10 protein-coding genes are annotated in these 16,273 nt (G+C 48.9%); 8 read left to right on the top strand and 2 right to left on the bottom strand.

All coding sequences use genetic code 11. The features are described from left to right. Window positions 1-47 precede the first annotated feature (47 nt). Complete coding sequence (gene xdh, locus J2Z34_RS08485) at window positions 48-2,618, bottom strand: selenium-dependent xanthine dehydrogenase (RefSeq protein WP_209459433.1); 2,571 nt, start codon at window positions 2,616-2,618, stop codon at window positions 48-50. 311 nt (window positions 2,619-2,929) lie between these two features. Here xdh and J2Z34_RS08480 point away from each other — a divergent pair, with 311 nt between their 5' ends. The 8 genes from J2Z34_RS08480 (at window position 2,930) to J2Z34_RS08445 (ending at window position 15,215) form a co-directional block, all read left to right on the top strand. Then, window positions 2,930-3,751, top strand: coding sequence for an XdhC family protein (locus J2Z34_RS08480; protein ID WP_209459432.1), 822 nt, complete (start codon window positions 2,930-2,932; stop codon window positions 3,749-3,751). Next, a complete protein-coding gene (locus J2Z34_RS08475; protein WP_209459431.1) occupies window positions 3,748-5,550 on the top strand; it encodes a sigma-54-dependent Fis family transcriptional regulator in 1,803 nt (600 codons plus the stop codon). Before J2Z34_RS08480 ends, J2Z34_RS08475 begins: the two co-directional genes overlap by 4 nt. Before the next feature lie 419 nt (window positions 5,551-5,969). Continuing rightward, the gene (gene dpaL / locus J2Z34_RS08470) at window positions 5,970-7,202 is read left to right on the top strand and encodes a diaminopropionate ammonia-lyase (protein ID WP_209459430.1); all 1,233 of its coding nucleotides are present in this window, start codon (window positions 5,970-5,972) and stop codon (window positions 7,200-7,202) included. An 85-nt stretch (window positions 7,203-7,287) separates the two neighbouring features. Continuing rightward, window positions 7,288-10,182 carry a putative selenate reductase subunit YgfK gene (ygfK, locus tag J2Z34_RS08465; RefSeq protein ID WP_209459429.1) on the top strand — a complete coding sequence of 965 codons (2,895 nt, stop codon included), beginning with the start codon at window positions 7,288-7,290 and terminating at the stop codon, window positions 10,180-10,182. Window positions 10,183-10,186: 4 nt separating this feature from the next. Continuing rightward, window positions 10,187-11,509 carry a putative aminohydrolase SsnA gene (ssnA, locus tag J2Z34_RS08460; protein ID WP_209459428.1) on the top strand — a complete coding sequence of 441 codons (1,323 nt, stop codon included), beginning with the start codon at window positions 10,187-10,189 and terminating at the stop codon, window positions 11,507-11,509. A gap of 136 nt (window positions 11,510-11,645) precedes the next feature. Beyond that, window positions 11,646-12,995, top strand: coding sequence for a uracil-xanthine permease family protein (locus J2Z34_RS08455; protein ID WP_209459427.1), 1,350 nt, complete (start codon window positions 11,646-11,648; stop codon window positions 12,993-12,995). An 85-nt stretch (window positions 12,996-13,080) separates the two neighbouring features. Then, window positions 13,081-14,460 carry a dihydropyrimidinase gene (gene hydA, locus J2Z34_RS08450; RefSeq protein ID WP_209459426.1) on the top strand — a complete coding sequence of 460 codons (1,380 nt, stop codon included), beginning with the start codon at window positions 13,081-13,083 and terminating at the stop codon, window positions 14,458-14,460. A gap of 110 nt (window positions 14,461-14,570) precedes the next feature. Then, window positions 14,571-15,215 (top strand): helix-turn-helix transcriptional regulator, encoded by a 645-nt coding sequence (locus J2Z34_RS08445; protein WP_209459425.1) that lies wholly within the window; start codon window positions 14,571-14,573, stop codon window positions 15,213-15,215. Window positions 15,216-15,317: 102 nt separating this feature from the next. On the opposite strand, the gene arcC is transcribed toward J2Z34_RS08445, so the two are convergent. Next, entirely contained in the window at window positions 15,318-16,256 is a 939-nt protein-coding gene (gene arcC, locus J2Z34_RS08440) for a carbamate kinase (RefSeq protein WP_209459424.1), read from the bottom strand. Window positions 16,257-16,273: the final 17 nt, after the last annotated feature.

The raw sequence follows: 16,273 nt of genomic DNA, 5'->3' as shown, positions 1-16,273 counted from the left end.
ATGAATTTCCTGCAGACTTTAGCTGCAGGAAATCACACAATCACTTTCTACTTAGATTTTCTATAAAATGTGTTTTCCAGAGGAAGTCTTGTCCTGAAGTTCTTGTCCAGATTAAAATAAGCATTCTGGACTGCTGGTGCCGTAGGCACCGTGGTTATCTCACCAATTCCCTTTGCGCCGTAGGCTAAAGAATCTTCGTTCTTTTCAACGAGCACTGCCCTGACCTCAGGTACCTGGGTTGACTTGAACAGTCCAAGTGTCCCGTATTTGACCTTGGGGACAGAGGCCTCAAGCTTGAAATCCTCAGTAAGGGCATAACCCAGACCCATAACAACTCCGCCTTCTATCTGACCTTCTGCCGCAACCGGATTGATCGCACGTCCAAGGTCGTGTGCCGCAATGACCTTCACTAGCTTTCCTTCCTTGTCGAGGACTACCATCTGGGTCGCAAAGCCATAGGATACGTGGCTCACAGGATTCGGCTTGTCAGATCCCATAGGGTCTGACTTGAAGGAGTACTCTCCCTTGAAGAGCTCACCTTCGAGCTCTGCCAGACTCTTTCCCTTGTCCAGCTGCTCCTTGAGAAGGAGGGCTGCAGTCCTTACCGCTTCACCTGTGAATACAGTCTGCCTTGATGCGGTGGTTGTTCCTGAGTTAGGGGTATATTTCGTGTCAGGATTCTCAACGACTACCTGGTCCATTGTCAATCCGGTAGTTTCGCAGAGTACCTGGAGCATTATCGTTCCTATCCCTTGTCCTATGCAGGCTGCACTGCTTCTTATATGTGCCTTTCCGTTCCTGATCGCTATGTTGCACCTTCCGGTATCCGGAACTCCGACGCCTAATCCTGCGTTCTTCATTCCTGAAGCAAGGCCAACAGCAAAGGCTGGGTCATTCCAGTACCTGTCAAACTCTTCCCTGACGGCTTCAAGGGTTTCAATGAAACCTGTTCCTCCGTCTGCTATCTGGCCGTTTGGCAGCTCATCCCCAGGCTTAATGGCGTTTCTTCTCCTGATCTCCCATGGGGATATGCCGACCTTGTCTGCAAGAGCGTTCAGGCAGCTCTCCATTGCGAAGCAGGACTGGGTGACCCCGAAGCCTCTGAAGGCTCCTGAAGGAGGATTGTTGGTGTATGCCGCACGGCCTTCGATATCGACATTATGGTAGTTGTAGGGTCCTGCAGCGTGCGTGCATGCCCTCTGCAGAACAGGTCCGCCCAGGGAGGCGTAAGCTCCTGTATCTGACACTATCCTTGCCTTCATTCCCTGAAGTATTCCGTTTTCGTCACAGCCCACTGTGAAGTGCATCTCCATTGGGTGCCTCTTAGGATGTATCGCAAGGCTTTCAGCCCTGGAGAACCTAACCTTGACAGGCTTCTGCACAAGATAGGCCAGAAGTCCCGCATGATGCTGAACCACCATGTCCTCCTTGCCTCCAAAGCCACCGCCTACATAAGCGCTCCTTATCCTTACCTTTTCAATTGGTATTCCGCAGACCTCTGCAACTTCCCTCTGCTCATCGTATATTCCCTGGCTCGCGGTTATGACCTCAAGGCCATCTCCAACCGGGATGCCTATCGCACATTCAGGCTCAAGGAAGGCATGGTCAGTGGCAGGGGTGTTGAAGGTAATGTCGACCACATGGACCGATTCCTTCAGGGCCTTTTCAGCGTCACCGCGCTTAAGCTGCTGGAATGACAGCTGGTTTCCCTTTTCGTGGATCAATGGTGCACCCTCTGCCAGTGATTCGGCAGGTGATGTTATTGGCTTTAGCTCCTCGTATTCCACTTTGATCAGTGCAAGCGCCTTTTCAAGTATCTCCTCGGTTTCGGCAACCGCAAGGGCCACAGAATCTCCTATGTACCTTGTGGTCTCTCCGATGTCTATCATCGCCGGCCAGTCCTTCACCAGGTGGCCGATGTATCTGTGTCCCGGGATGTCCTTGGCAGTATAGACGCCAATTACTCCAGGAAGGAGAGAGGCTTCGCTCGTATCAATAGAAAGCACTGTAGCCCTGGGGAACTTTGTCCTCAGAGCTTTTCCGTATACCATTCCGTCAATCTTGTAATCATCCACGTACTTTCCTGTACCGAGAGCCTTGGCCCTGGCATCCACACGGGGCACGCTATGGTATACTCCTGACTTGTCACTTGCTTCTATAGCGGTTCCTTCTCTGAGGATCTTCGCAGACATCAGCATTGCGTCAACTATCTTGACGTAGCCAGTACATCTGCATATGTTTCCTCTTATACCCTTCCTGCAGTCTTCCTCAGTTGGGTCGGGATTGACATCTATGAGAGCTTTGGCAGCTACTATCATTCCCGGTGTGCAGAATCCGCACTGGACAGCCCCTGCCTTCTCGAAGGCATAGGCATATACTTCCTTTTCCCTTTCAGTGAAGCCTTCCAAAGTCTCGACGCTCTTTCCCGCCACCTTGGCGGTAGTAAGGACGCAGGCCTTTGTAAGCTTTCCGTCAAGAAGTATCGAGCAGGTGCCGCAGGCACCTTCGCTGCAGCCGTTCTTGACCGATGTAAGGCCCAGCTCCTCCCTCAGATATTTCATGAGACCCATATCCTGAGCCGTACTTGTCTCTTTTCCGTTTACCCTAAATGCATACATGGACACATCTCCTTTTTGGCCGTGAAAACTCTAATCCAACGACAGCTGTCAAACCTTATGTAAATGATTACAAAATGATTTTGACAGCGCAGCAAAAAGCGGGTTAAGGTCTCCACTTCAGCCCGGAATGCAACCATGGAGACGAATGACACTTATAATCGCGCTAATTATATCATTATGAAAACGAAAACTCAATAAGCTGTGAAATCCTTGTCATAGGGTTTGTTAATAACCTGGTACTCTCCGTTGAACTATATTCCAGGATGGATTATCATTATGATAAGAATCGGAAATACGGAAGGTTGATAGATATGGAGACAGATGTTCTGGAATTCTTGACAGACAGGTTAAAGACTGGCAGGAAGTGCGCCATGATACTTCTTGAGGTGAATGAAGGCTCGACTCCGGGTGTGACGGGGTCGATCATGGCAGTGGATGCTGAGGGTGGAAGGACCGGAACCATAGGCGGAGGTAACCTGGAATTCCAGGTTGTTACAAGGGCACTTGAAGGAATGAGAGAAGGAAAGCATTTCGGCTTTGAGTATTCACTTGTTGAGAAGGGGGAGCTGGCCATGGTATGTGGTGGAGATGTCAAAGGCTTCGTCAAGTATTTCAATCCGCCATCGAACCTCATCATATTCGGTGCGGGGCATGTAGGCGAGAAGCTTGCTGAGGTAGCGAAGCCACTTGGCTTCAACATATATGTTGCTGATGACAGGGAGGAATTTGCGAAACTTCCAGCATACGCCGGGATAAAGGAATTCATAGGTCTGAAGCCTACTGAGGCAAAGGTCAGGATACCCTTCGGGGAGAACACATACATAGTTGTCGCCACAAGGGGACATATGCTGGACCAGGAGGCCTACAAGGCATGCCTTGGTGAAAAGTATGCTTATCTTGGAGGGCTCGGCAGCAGAAAGAAGGCATTGGAGACACTTTCACTTCTGAAGGAAAGCGGCTTTTCCGAGGATAGCCTGAAGACTCTGCATCTCCCCATAGGTCTTGACATTTCCAACGGAACTCCGGGAGAGATAGCTGTCGCAATACTGGCTGAGATACTGCAGGTAAAGAACGGAAAAGAGCTTCGCAGCATGAAGGACAGGCTGGCGAGTGCAGGCGGAGCTGTCAAATGAACAGGGATGGAGATTTGAGTGTTCCTTTCGAAAAAAGGTCTTACCTTAAGCAGATACAGTCCTCTGTGACAAAGTATGCCGAGGTCATAGCCGGCGTACTTAATGTGGATGTCGAGATAGTTGATGACAACCTGGAGAAGATAGCGGGGACCGGAAGGTTCAAAGACGACATCAATACTTTCTCCAAGGGACTTGTATACGAGACGGTGCTCAGGGAAGGACGCCACAGGGTAATAGATTTCCCAAGGGAGAACGAAATCTGCAGGCTTTGCAACTCAAGGGGCGAATGTATAGAGACCATGGAGATCGCTACTCCTATAATGTCAGATGGAGATAAGATAGGTGTAATCGGCCTTGTCTGCACCACAGAGGAACAGAAGAGCTACATCAGCAACAACCTCGATTCTCACGTGGATTTTTTGAACCAGATCAGCGACCTCATAGCCTCCAAGGTTCAGGAGAACAGAAGCTATGAGAATAACCTGGCTAGTATTTCGATGCTCAAGAACATACTCGACAACATTGAGAACGGAGTCATAGTCGTGGATGACACGGAAAGCGTAGCATATATCAACCAGAAGGCCATGGGAAAGCTGGGAGTGGAAGCCGAGGTGAAGGTTCTCGGAAAGACTTTTGATGCCAGGAAAGGTGCCAGCGGTATAGGCAATGCCGATGAGTACGCAATAAGGATAGGTGGCAGGTCCTACAAGGTCATGGGAAGAGTGCTTGAGCTTGCTCCAATATACAAGGGTTACAGGAAGCTTTTCATATTCTCCACAATTAAGGAGGTAAGGAGCTCTGCATACGCGCTTACGTCAGAGACCAGGCTTCTTCCCATGGAGAATATCATCGGGGAATCCGATGTCATGAAGGAAATAAAGAATACCATAGCCAAGGTTGCAAAGACCGGCTCCACCGTCCTCATAAGGGGAGAGAGCGGAACCGGAAAGGAGCTAATAGCAAGGGCAATACACGCTGAAAGCGACAGGAGGGACCAGCCATTTGTGGGCATCAACTGCTCGGCAATACCTGAGACCCTCATCGAGAGCGAATTTTTCGGGTATGCAAAGGGTGCGTTTTCTGGCGCCAGTCCCGGAGGAAGAATAGGTAAGTTCGAGCTCGCAAACAAGGGTGTGCTGTTCCTTGACGAAATCGGGGACATGCCTCTTTATCTTCAGACAAAGGTACTGAGGGTGCTTCAGGAGAGGTCCTTCTCAAGGGTGGGGTCAAACGAGACCATAGACCTCGATATCAGGGTAGTCGCAGCCACAAACCGGAACCTCGAGGAGATGATAAGGCAGAGCCAGTTCAGAAGGGACCTGTTCTACAGGCTTAACGTAATCCCAATAGAGGTCCCGCCGCTAAGGAACAGGGGAGAGGATCTGGAGCTTCTTGTTGAAACCTTTCTCACAAAGTACAATGCTCTTTTCGGCAAGGACATAACAGGAATAGACAGGGAAGCCATGAAGCTCCTGAAGAAATACAAGTGGCCAGGCAATGTGAGGGAACTCGAGAACATAATCCAGTATATGGTAACCATGGCAGGCTCGTCAGGTATGATAATGAAGGATACGCTTCCTGAAGGGATCATCCTTGGCAGTAAAACCAGGGAATCAAAAGGGCAGGGAAGCGATTCCAGGACACTCAAAGAACTTGAAGACGAGCACATCAGAAACGTTCTGGAGATGTACGGTATGACAACCGAGGGTAAGAAGAAGGCAGCAAAGGTGCTTGGTATAGGCATAGCTACCCTCTACAGAAAGCTCGGAGAAATTTATCAAAATGATAAAAACCCTTGATGCCAATGGATTTGTAAAATCTAGAAATGAAATCGATTGCCAAACAGGGCAAAATGGAGATTATTTAATTATCAAAATGAGAATTTGTTCTCATTTTGATAATTTTTTTATTGGAAAGTCCGGGTAAAGTAATTGTAAAATTACAATCCCACAAAATCATATCGGCAATCCAGAATGAAAATATTAACAATATGGTCTTGTTTCATATGATATTATGTTGATAAAGGTAAATATATGGGATATTTTTGCTTTTTCCGTTCTTTGAGAAAATTTTGGCATTGGAATTGCTGTTATCTAAGGTGATGTGACCGGATGAAAGGGCTTTTTCCGGAAGATAAGCCCTGCAGTTGTACGCCTTGAATGACAGGTTAAGGAGGCAGGCGACGCACGAGGTCAATATGAGAGAAGGAGTATAAGAAATGAGCGAGAAGATCAAGCTGCTGCTTAACACATTCACCAAGGACGAGGACAGGACAGTATCCGCAAGGTTCATGGCATCTGACGAGGTCAAAAAGGCCAGGAGCTTCCATGAAAGCTTCAAGGAATATGAGGTTACGCCTCTGGTGGCACTGGACAGCCTTGCAGAAAGACTGAATCTCAAGGGGATATACGTTAAAGACGAATCCTACAGGTTTGGGCTGAACGCCTTCAAGGTCCTTGGAGGTTCATACGCCATGGGAAGCTACCTTGCACAGAAGGTTGGCAAGGACATATCAGAGCTGCCATATGACAAGATGGTTTCGGAAGAAGTCAGGAAAGCAGCCGGAGATGTGACATTTGTAACTGCAACCGATGGAAACCATGGCAGAGGTGTGGCGTGGACAGCAAACAGACTGAAGCAGAAGTCAGTGGTATACATGCCGAAGGGCTCGTCGGAGATAAGGCTTAAAAACATCCAGGCTGAAGGCGCGGATGCTTCCATAACTGACATGAACTATGACGATGCTGTAAGGCTTGCTGCAAAGTATGCAGATGAGCATAACGGGCTTGTGGTCCAGGATACAGCATGGGAAGGCTATACTGACATACCTACGTGGATCATGCAGGGCTATGCCACCATGGCGCTTGAGGCCAAGGAGCAGCTTAAGTCACTTGGAGTTGAAAGGCCTACCCACATATTCATACAGGCGGGTGTTGGCTCCCTTGCAGGAGCGGTACAGGGCTTCTTTGCTATGGAATACCCGGATGATGTGCCAGTGACGACAGTGGTCGAACCGGATGAGGCAGCCTGCTACTATCTTTCAGCGAAGGAAGGCAAGATGTCATCTGTCGGCGGAGACATGCAGACCATTATGGCAGGACTCGCGTGCGGAGAACCGAACAGGCTTGGCTTCGACATCATAAAGAACTATTCCACAGCATTTCTGTCGTGCCCTGACTATGTGGCGGCTGACGGAATGAGGGTGCTTGGAAATCCGGTAGGCACGGACACCAGAGTCATTTCAGGCGAATCAGGCGCTGTGACGCTAGGAGCTCTCTACAGGATAATGACAGATGAAAGCTATGCTGAGTACAGGAAGAACCTTAAGCTCGACGAGAATTCAAGGGTGCTTCTGTTCTCCACAGAAGGCGACACTGACCCCAAGAAGTACAGGGAAATCGTATGGCTCGGCCATGACAGCGAGCTCCTGCAGGAACTGAAGGAAAGATAATACATAAAGCTGCATTTTTGATTGCCGGTTTGCCAATTAGGCGTTAAGCTTTCGGGCAAGCTATGGAACCGGGTAAGGAGAGAAAATGGGAGACAGAATGAGAACCATACCGTTCGGGGACCTTCTCGAATGGATGATGAAGGAATACAGGGATGAAGGCAAGGTATTCGGCCTTCAGAAGAACAAGTTCTATATAAGCAAAGACAAGGCACGGATGGGGACTGCATTCGGGATAAATCTGGGGTCAGGCAGCGGACCTGCTGCAGGACCTCATACGCAGCTTGCGCAGAACATACTTACCGCATATCTTGCAGGTGGAAGGTTCATCGAGCTTAAGACAGTCCAGAAGCTTGACGGTGAATTCATGAGGGAAGCCATTGCTAAACCCTGCATAAACTCAGAGGACGAGGGCTACAATGTGGAATGGTCCACTGAGCTTAAGGTGGAAGAGGCACATAGGGAGTACATCAAGGCATGGATACTCTGCCATGTGGCCATGAAGGAGTTCGGTATCAGTGATGTGAAGGACTTCGCCTTCAACATGAGCGTGGGCTACGACCTTGAGGGAATTAAGACCGAAAAGATAGACTCATTCATCGAAGGGCTTAAGGATGCGAGAAAGGTGCCGTTCTTCAGTGAGTGCCTTGAAACACTTAAAGAGAAGGAAGGACTGTTTTCAAGCTTCACAGCAGGCGACATAGACGCTATTTCGCCCACTGTCTGCACTACGCTGGCGCTTTCAACTCTTCACGGTTGTCCTGCTTTAGAGATAGAAAGGATAGCCACATATCTTCTTGAAGAGAAGGGGATTAATCTCTTCATCAAGTGCAACCCTACGCTGTTAGGCTATGAGTATGCAAGGGAGCTGCTTGACAGCCTTGGTTATGGTTATCTGTCATTTGACGACCATCATTTCAAGGAGGACCTCCAGTTCGATGAAGCTGTAGCAATGCTGAAAAGGCTGATGGAAAAGGCAAAGGCTAAAGGCCTCATATGCGGAGTGAAGCTCACCAACACCTTCCCAGTAAGGGTAGAAAGAAAAGAGCTGCCGGGAGAAGAGATGTATATGTCCGGAAGATCCCTGCTGCCCCTTTCAATAGAAGTTGCGAGAAAGCTCGGCAAAGCATTTGAAGGCAGGCTCCCAATGGCATTTTCAGGCGGAGCAGATGCGCTTAACATGAAGGAGCTGCTTGATACAGGAATACAGCCTGTGACGGTGTGCACTACGCTCCTGAAGCCTGGCGGCTACGCAAGGCTGAGCCAGATCGCATCTACTACTTCCAGGAAGCTTGAAGGTACCTACAGGGACATTGACCTTCAAAAGCTAGAAGCACTTTCAGATACTGTACTTTCAGATGAGAGGATCAGGAAGGATTTCAGGGAAGGAACGCTCTCAAGGAAGACAGGATCGAAGCTTCCTGTTTTCGACTGCTTCAAGGCTCCATGCGTGGGCGGAGTTAGCACTCCGCACAAGGACGGCGGCTGCCCTCTCGAGCAGAACATACCAGAGTACCTTAAGCTGGCGGGCAGAGGTGATTTTGGAAAGGCTTTTTCTGTCATAATAAAGGATAATCCATCACCATCGATACTTGGCAATATTTGCAGCCATCCCTGCCAGAGCCACTGCACGAGGGTTGACTACGATAAGACGTTGCAGATAAGGTCGATGAAAAAGCTCGTTTCAGACAACGCCCAGGAGAGCTTCATAGAAAGCTTGGCAGCTTCTGCTCTTAAGTCAGAGAAGAAGGCTTTGGTTATAGGTGCAGGACCTGCTGGAATGTCCGCAGCCCTTTTCCTTCAGAGAAACGGCATGAAGACCGTAGTATTGGAAAAGGAAGAAAAGGCATACGGACAGGTAAGGTATCTTGTACCGGATTTTAGGATTGCTGACGAGGCGATTGACAGGGACTTCAGACTGGCTGAAAGGCTTGGAGTGGAGTTCAGGTTCAGTTGCGGTGAAAAGCATGACCTTGAAGCTCTTTCCAAAGAGTATGACTATGTGGTAGTAGCAACAGGTCCAGTTCTCCATGCCGAAGGCAAGGGGGAGCTTGAAGGAAGGCAAGTGTTGCAGGCATCTGAGATACTTAAGGCTGCAAAGGCTGGAAAGCTTGATGTGGCAGGAACAGTACTTGTAGCAGGCAGCGGATTCCAGGCTATTGATACGGCAAGGGTCCTGAAGAGAGAAGAAAAGGTAACATCAGTAGCTATTCTTGGAACATATGGAGAAAGTGCAGACTGGGTACCATTTGATGAGAAGGCACATCTTTCGGAGGAAGGAATAGAGGTTATTGATTCCCTTGAAGAAGCTGGAAGCTTCGATGTGCTTGTCAATGGAGATTCGTTCACGGCAAGGTACAAGGGAAAGCCGGAGCAGAGCAATGTATTCTACGTTGGAGAATGCAGGACAGGCTCAGGAGCAATGGTAAGCGCATCTGCCGATGGAAAGGCAGCAGCACGTGAGATCCTTGGAAGAGAAGGCATAGAGGATGACTTCAAGGAGTTCAGGCTGGAAATGAAGCCGATGGACATATACATCGCAAAGGGTGCTTTGAGGAAGAGCCTGAATTCCAAGGAAGAGGGCAGCAGATGCCTCAGGTGCCACGACATATGCGAAATCTGCACGGAGGTATGTCCTAACAGGGCGAATGTGGCAATCGATGCTGAAGGCTTCAGCAATCTTCACCAGATCGTCCATCTAGACGGCATGTGCAATGAGTGTGGAAACTGCACATTCTTCTGTCCGCATTCAGGGGAGCCCTACAGGGACAAGTTCACTGTGTTCTGGACAAAGGAGGATTTCATGGATTCAAGGAATACCGGAATCCTGAAGAACGGGAATACCATAACGTACAGGGACCCTGAAGGCAACGTAAAAGAATTTGAGGGAAGGCCGGTAGGTCTTGAGCCGAAGGTAATGAGCATAATAAGCTCACTTCTTGACAGATATCCGCATTACCTGCTGGATATGGACGGGAGGTAAGGATATGATCATCGGAAACGGAAGAGTGATAACCTGGGACAAGGACAATCCGTTCTATGAGAACGGAGGAGTCCTTGTAAAAGGTACCAGGATTGAAAAGGTCGGGGACTTCAGGGAACTCAGGGAAATGTATCCTGATGAGGAGGTAACTGATGTCAAAGGACGCCTGATAATGCCGGGGATGATAAACATGCATACCCACATATACAGCGCCTTTGCAAGGGGATTGAATCTCGGAAAGCCTACGCCTGATTTCCTGAAGATTCTTGAGAACATGTGGTGGCACATTGACAAGCACCTTACGCTTGAGGATACGAGATATAGCGCTTACGGAACAATGGCTGAATCGATACGGCTTGGTGTCACGACTGTCGTCGACCACCATGCAAGCCCATACCATATAAGGGACAGCCTGTTCACCATAGGTGAGGCGGCTAAGGAACTCGGCGTCAGGGCATCACTCTGCTACGAGACCTCGGACCGTGACGGAATGGAGGCTGCAGAGGAAGGCATAAGGGAAAACATCGAATTCATAAAGGCGTGCAGGAAAGACGAGAGCGGCATGCTTAAGGGAATGTTCGGGATGCACGCATCCTTCACACTGTCGGACGGCACACTTGACAAGGCAAGGTCAGAGATGGAAGGCCTGGATGCTGGCTACCACATCCATGTTGCCGAAGGGATCGATGACGAGATCCTGTGCGTAAGGGACCATGGCAAAAGGGTAGTTGAAAGACTCGAGGAATTCGGGATACTTTCTGACAGGTCCTTGGCAATCCACTGCGTTCATGCTGACGACAGGGAGCTTGAGATTCTTAAGGAGACTAACTGCAATGTTGTCCACAATCCTGAATCGAACATGGGGAATGCCGTTGGTACTTCGCCTGTGGTGAAGATGATGAGAATGGGGATAAAGGTAGGTCTTGGTACTGACGCATACACCAATGACATGTTCGAATCCCTTAAGGTTGCAAAGATCCTTCAGAGCCATGCCCTGAAGGATCCTCAGGTTGGTTTCATGGAAGCCTTCAGGATGCAGTTTGAAAATAACAGGGATATTGCCGGCAGGGTCTTTGGAACAGAGCTTGGAATACTCAGGGAAAATGCCTGTGCAGACATCATAACTCTTGATTATGACCCTCTTACTCCGATGAACGGAAACAATCTTGCAGGACATGCAATATTCGGAATGAGCGGCTATCAGGTAAGGGATACCATGATAAACGGCAGATTCGTAATGAAGGACAGGATACTGACGACGATAGACTTTGAGAAGACCATGGCTAAATCCAGGGAGGTCTCGAAGAGGCTCTGGGAGAGGCTGTAGAGTATTAGTAAGTGTTTCAGGCTGCAAAGATGCATCCTGAAACTAGGAATCATCGATAATTGTTCTCGATTAGATGATATAATGAATCGATATGCCAGAATGTTGACAATCCAAAATAATAACAGGAAGTGAATTTATGAACAGCAAAAACACGACAAACACTTCTCTATTTGATTTTTTCGGTAAGCCTGCCTGGGGAAAGGCAGTCCCTCTTGGAATACAGCATGTTCTCGCGATGATAGTCGGAAATGTCACACCTTCCATAATGGTTGCTGCGACTACAGGACTATCAGTTGACGAGAGGACTCTCCTTGTACAGACGGGTATGTTCATTGCCGGACTTGCTACCTTCATGCAGATTTTCTCATTCAAGAGGATTGGAGCAAAGCTTCCGGTCATAATGGGAATATCCTTCTCGTACATACCGGTGCTGCTTGCAATCGGAAAGGAATATGGGATAGCCGCAATATTCGGAGCACAGCTAGTAGGCTCTCTTGCTGCAGTTCTAATGGGATTCTTCATAAAGCCAATAAGGAAATACTTCCCGCCGATAGTTGCGGGTACCGTTGTCCTTACCATCGGTCTTTCGCTTTACCCGATTGGAATAAACTACATGGCAGGAGGCGTCGGGCAGCCTACATATGCGTCACTTACAAACTGGGCGGTAGCGCTTGTGGTAATGGCTACAGTATTAATTTGCAACAATTTCGGTAAGGGGATCTTCAAGCTTGCATCGATCCTTGTCGGTATAGCTGCAGGCTACGCCCTTTCGCTCGCAATTGGAATAGTCAACTTCGCTCCCCTTGAGACCGCAAAGTGGGTTGCTCTTCCACAGCCGCTGCATTTCGGTATCAAGTTCATGCCTACAGCGATAATATCAATGGTGGTAATGTACATAGTAAACTCCATACAGGCGGTGGGAGACTTCTCATCAACCACAGTCGGAGGAATGAACAGGGAGGTCACTGACGACGAGCTTTCAGGCGGAATAATATCGTATGGTATCTCAAGCTTCGTGGCAGCCATAATCGGAGGACTTCCTACAGCCACATACAGCCAGAACGTTGGAATAGTAGCAAGCACAAAGGTTGTTGCAAGAAGGGTGTTCATCATAGCTGCATCCATAGTCATAGCTGCAGGATTCATACCGAAGTTCGGTGCCCTTATGACAACAATACCTTATGCAGTCCTTGGAGGTGCTACCATTTCAGTCTTTGGAATGATCACCATGACAGGAATCAAGCTTATAACCCAGGACGAGCTCTCAACAAGGAACATGTCGATTGTAGGCCTGTCGGTTGCTCTTGGTATGGGTATGACGCAGGTTCCTGCATCCCTTGCCATGTTCCCTGCATGGTTCCTCATGGTTTTCGGAAAGTCGCCTGTCGTAATCGCGACGCTCATGTCACTGATCCTCAACATAGTGATTCCAAAGAAATCATTAGTACAGGAGCAGAAGGAAAGGGAAGACCTCGACAGGAAATAGGAAAAGCATCATAATTGAAGTAAGCTGGAAACTGAAGGCAGGGACAGAAATGTCCCTGCCATATTCAAATTCATGGGGGTAAAACATGGATACCATCATAAGGAACGGACTTGTGGCAAATTCTGAAGGTACCGTAAAGTGCGATATACTCATAAGCGAAGGAAGGATAAAGGCTCTGGGACCTGACCTTACGTCTGATGGCGCTGAGGTTATCGATGCGGGAGGAAGGCTGGTGCTTCCGGGCGGGGTCGATGTACACACCCATTTCGACCTGCAGGCCGGATCCCATAGGGCGGCTGATGACTTCCATACAGGCACCATAGCCGCTGCATGCGGAGGAACCACCACCATAGTGGACCATATGGCATTCGGGCCTAAAGGCTGCAGCCTGAGGCACCAGGAGGAGGTCTATCATGGACTTGCAGACAGAAAGGCAGTCATAGATTACGGCTTCCATGGGGTCCTGCAGCATGTGGACGACAAGGTGCTCCAGGAGCTTGAGGAAATGACACGGGATGGGATCCCCAGCTTCAAGGCCTACATGACCTATGACTTCAGGCTGTCTGACAGCGAAATACTGAGGGCGATGGAGGCAGTGAAGAAGACCGGAGGAGTACTTACAGTTCATGCCGAGAACCATGAGAAGATTGAACACCTCAGGAAGACTTTCATTGAGGAAAACAGGAGCGAAGCCATCTACCATGCAATGAGCAGACCAAACCTGACCGAGTCAGAGGCTGTAGGAAGGCTCATAGGCCTGTCAGAGATGGCAGGGTGGCCAAACCTTTACCTTGTCCATATATCCGCTAAAGAGAGCCTTGAGGAGGTCAGAAGGGCAAGGAAGAATGGCGCGAGGAATATTTTTGTCGAGACCTGCACCCAATACCTGACACTAACAGAAGACAAGTATGATCTCCCTGATGGAGAGGCGCTTAAGTACATCATGTCGCCACCTCTCAGGAAACAGTCCGACGTCGATGCGCTTTGGAAAGGGATAGCTGACGGTGATGTGCAGGTTGTGGGCACCGACCATTGCCCGTTCTTCTTCGAGGAGAAGCTGATGTTCGGCTTGAGTGACTTCACGAAGTGCCCTAATGGAGGACCCGGAGTGGAGGAGAGGATGAGGATCCTGTTCTCCGAAGGAGTCATGAAAAAGAGAATAAGCATGAAGAGGTTCATAGAAGTGACTTCACTGAACCCGGCTAAGGTAATGGGACTTTATCCTGAGAAAGGCAATCTAATGCCAGGAGCTGACGCAGATATCTTCATAATCGATCCTGAGAAATCAGGGACTTTCACATCGGAATCCATTCACGGAGCTGCAGGCTATACCCTGTATGAGGGAATGGAGTACATGGGTGAAGTGGAGCTTGTGATGCAGAGGGGAAGGGTAATCGTAAAGGATGGCATATTCCTGGGGTCTGAAGGTGATGGCCGCTACCTTAAGAGAAGGACAACAGGATAACCAGAATGACTGAAAACGCTGGTTCAAGGCGACAATTGGACAGGTGGCAATTGAGTTTGTGATTCCATATTGGTATGATAGAAGTAATTATTTGATGAGGATGTGCGCTGATGGATTGGAAGATGGATTTTTTGTCCCGGCTTGCAAACGGACTTGCGAAGCAGTTCGGCAGCAATTGCGAGATTGTCATTCATGACCTGGCTGGCGGAACAAGGGAAAGCTCGATAATAGTCATAGAAAACGGACATGTGTCGAACAGGAAGGTAGGGGACGGACCTTCATCGGTAGTCCTCGAGACTCTGGCGAAGGACCCGTCTGAGGTAGAGGACCAGCTATGCTACCTTACGGAGGTAGATGGCAAGATGCTCAAATCAAGTACCATATACATCCGTGATGATGAGGGCAGAATAACAGGTATTATGGGAATCAACTACGACATATCCAGGATGGTGATGTTCCAGAATGAGCTAAGCGACATCCTGAAGGTAGATACATCTGCATCCAAGGAGTCCAGGCATATACCTCATGATGTTAATAGCCTATTGGATGACCTGATTGAACGTGCAGTGAAGGAAGTTGGAAGTCCTGTAGCCTACATGTCCAGGGAGGACAAGATAAAGGCCATTAAGTATCTTGACTCGCACGGGGCGTTCCTGATAACAAAGTCAGGTGACAAGATATCCAGCTATTTCGGCATATCCAAATATACCATGTACAGCTATCTGGATAAGGACAAGGACAAGGAAAAGGAATAGGAAAGCAGGCAGCAGGCAGTAAGCCGGCTGCTTTTCTTATGGCTTATATCCTCAATAAAAAGCAGGGCACAAGGGATTATTCCCGTGTGCCCTGCTTATAATTTATGCCTTCTTTATGAAAGTGCCTGTCTTTCCATTGATTCCATCCTTTGCTTTTTCAAGCAGAGTGATTAGAGCCGTGCGGTTCTCTCCTGAGGAGGCGAATTCAACTGCCGCCTGGACCTTGGGAAGCATGGAGCCTGGGGCGAAATGGCCCTCGGACATGTACTGCTTCGCTTCTTCCACGTTTATGGAGTCAAGCCATTTTTCATTAGGTCCCCTGAAGTCAATTGCAACCTTCTCTACTGCGGTGAGGATGATGAGGTAGTCAGCGTTCAGCTCCTTTGCAAGCAGTGCGCTTGCAAAGTCCTTGTCGATGACTGCGGCTGCACCCTTAAGGTGATTGCCTATCCTTGTTACCGGGATCCCGCCGCCTCCGCATGCGATTACGATCTCTCCTGATTCAAGGAGGTTCCTTATCGTGTTGATCTCTATGATCTCTTTTGGCATCGGTGATGCTACGACTCTCCTGTAACCTCTGCCCGCATCCTCCATTACCTGGATGCCGTTTGCCTTCGCATACTCAAGCTCCTCTTCATTCATGAAATGTCCGATTGGCTTTGAGGGATTGAGGAACTTCGGATCGTCAGCGTCCACTCTGACCTGGGTAATTACTGTCGCCACTGATTTTGGTATGCCTCTTCCGATGAGCTCTTCCTTCAGAGCGTTCTGAAGGTCGTAGCCGATGTATGCCTGGCTCATGGCGACGCATACGGAAAGAGGGGTGAAGGTAGGGTGCTCCTTGTTGGAGCGTCCGTATTCTGCCATTGCTTCGTTTATCATGCCGACCTGAGGTCCGTTGCCGTGGGAAATCACCACTTCATGTCCTTCCTCGATGAGGTCAGCTATTGCCTTAGATGTGTGCTTTACAGCTATCATCTGCTCCGGAAGGCTGTTTCCGAGGGCGTTTCCGCCAAGTGCTATGACTATTCTCTTCTTCATTGAACAGTATCCTCCCG

The sequence above is a fragment of the Youngiibacter multivorans genome (assembly GCF_017873395.1).
In the GTDB taxonomy this organism is placed as follows: Bacteria; Bacillota; Clostridia; order Clostridiales; family Clostridiaceae; genus Youngiibacter; species Youngiibacter multivorans.
Note: the sequence above shows the minus strand (reverse complement) of the source record. Positions and strands in the feature narration are given on the sequence as shown.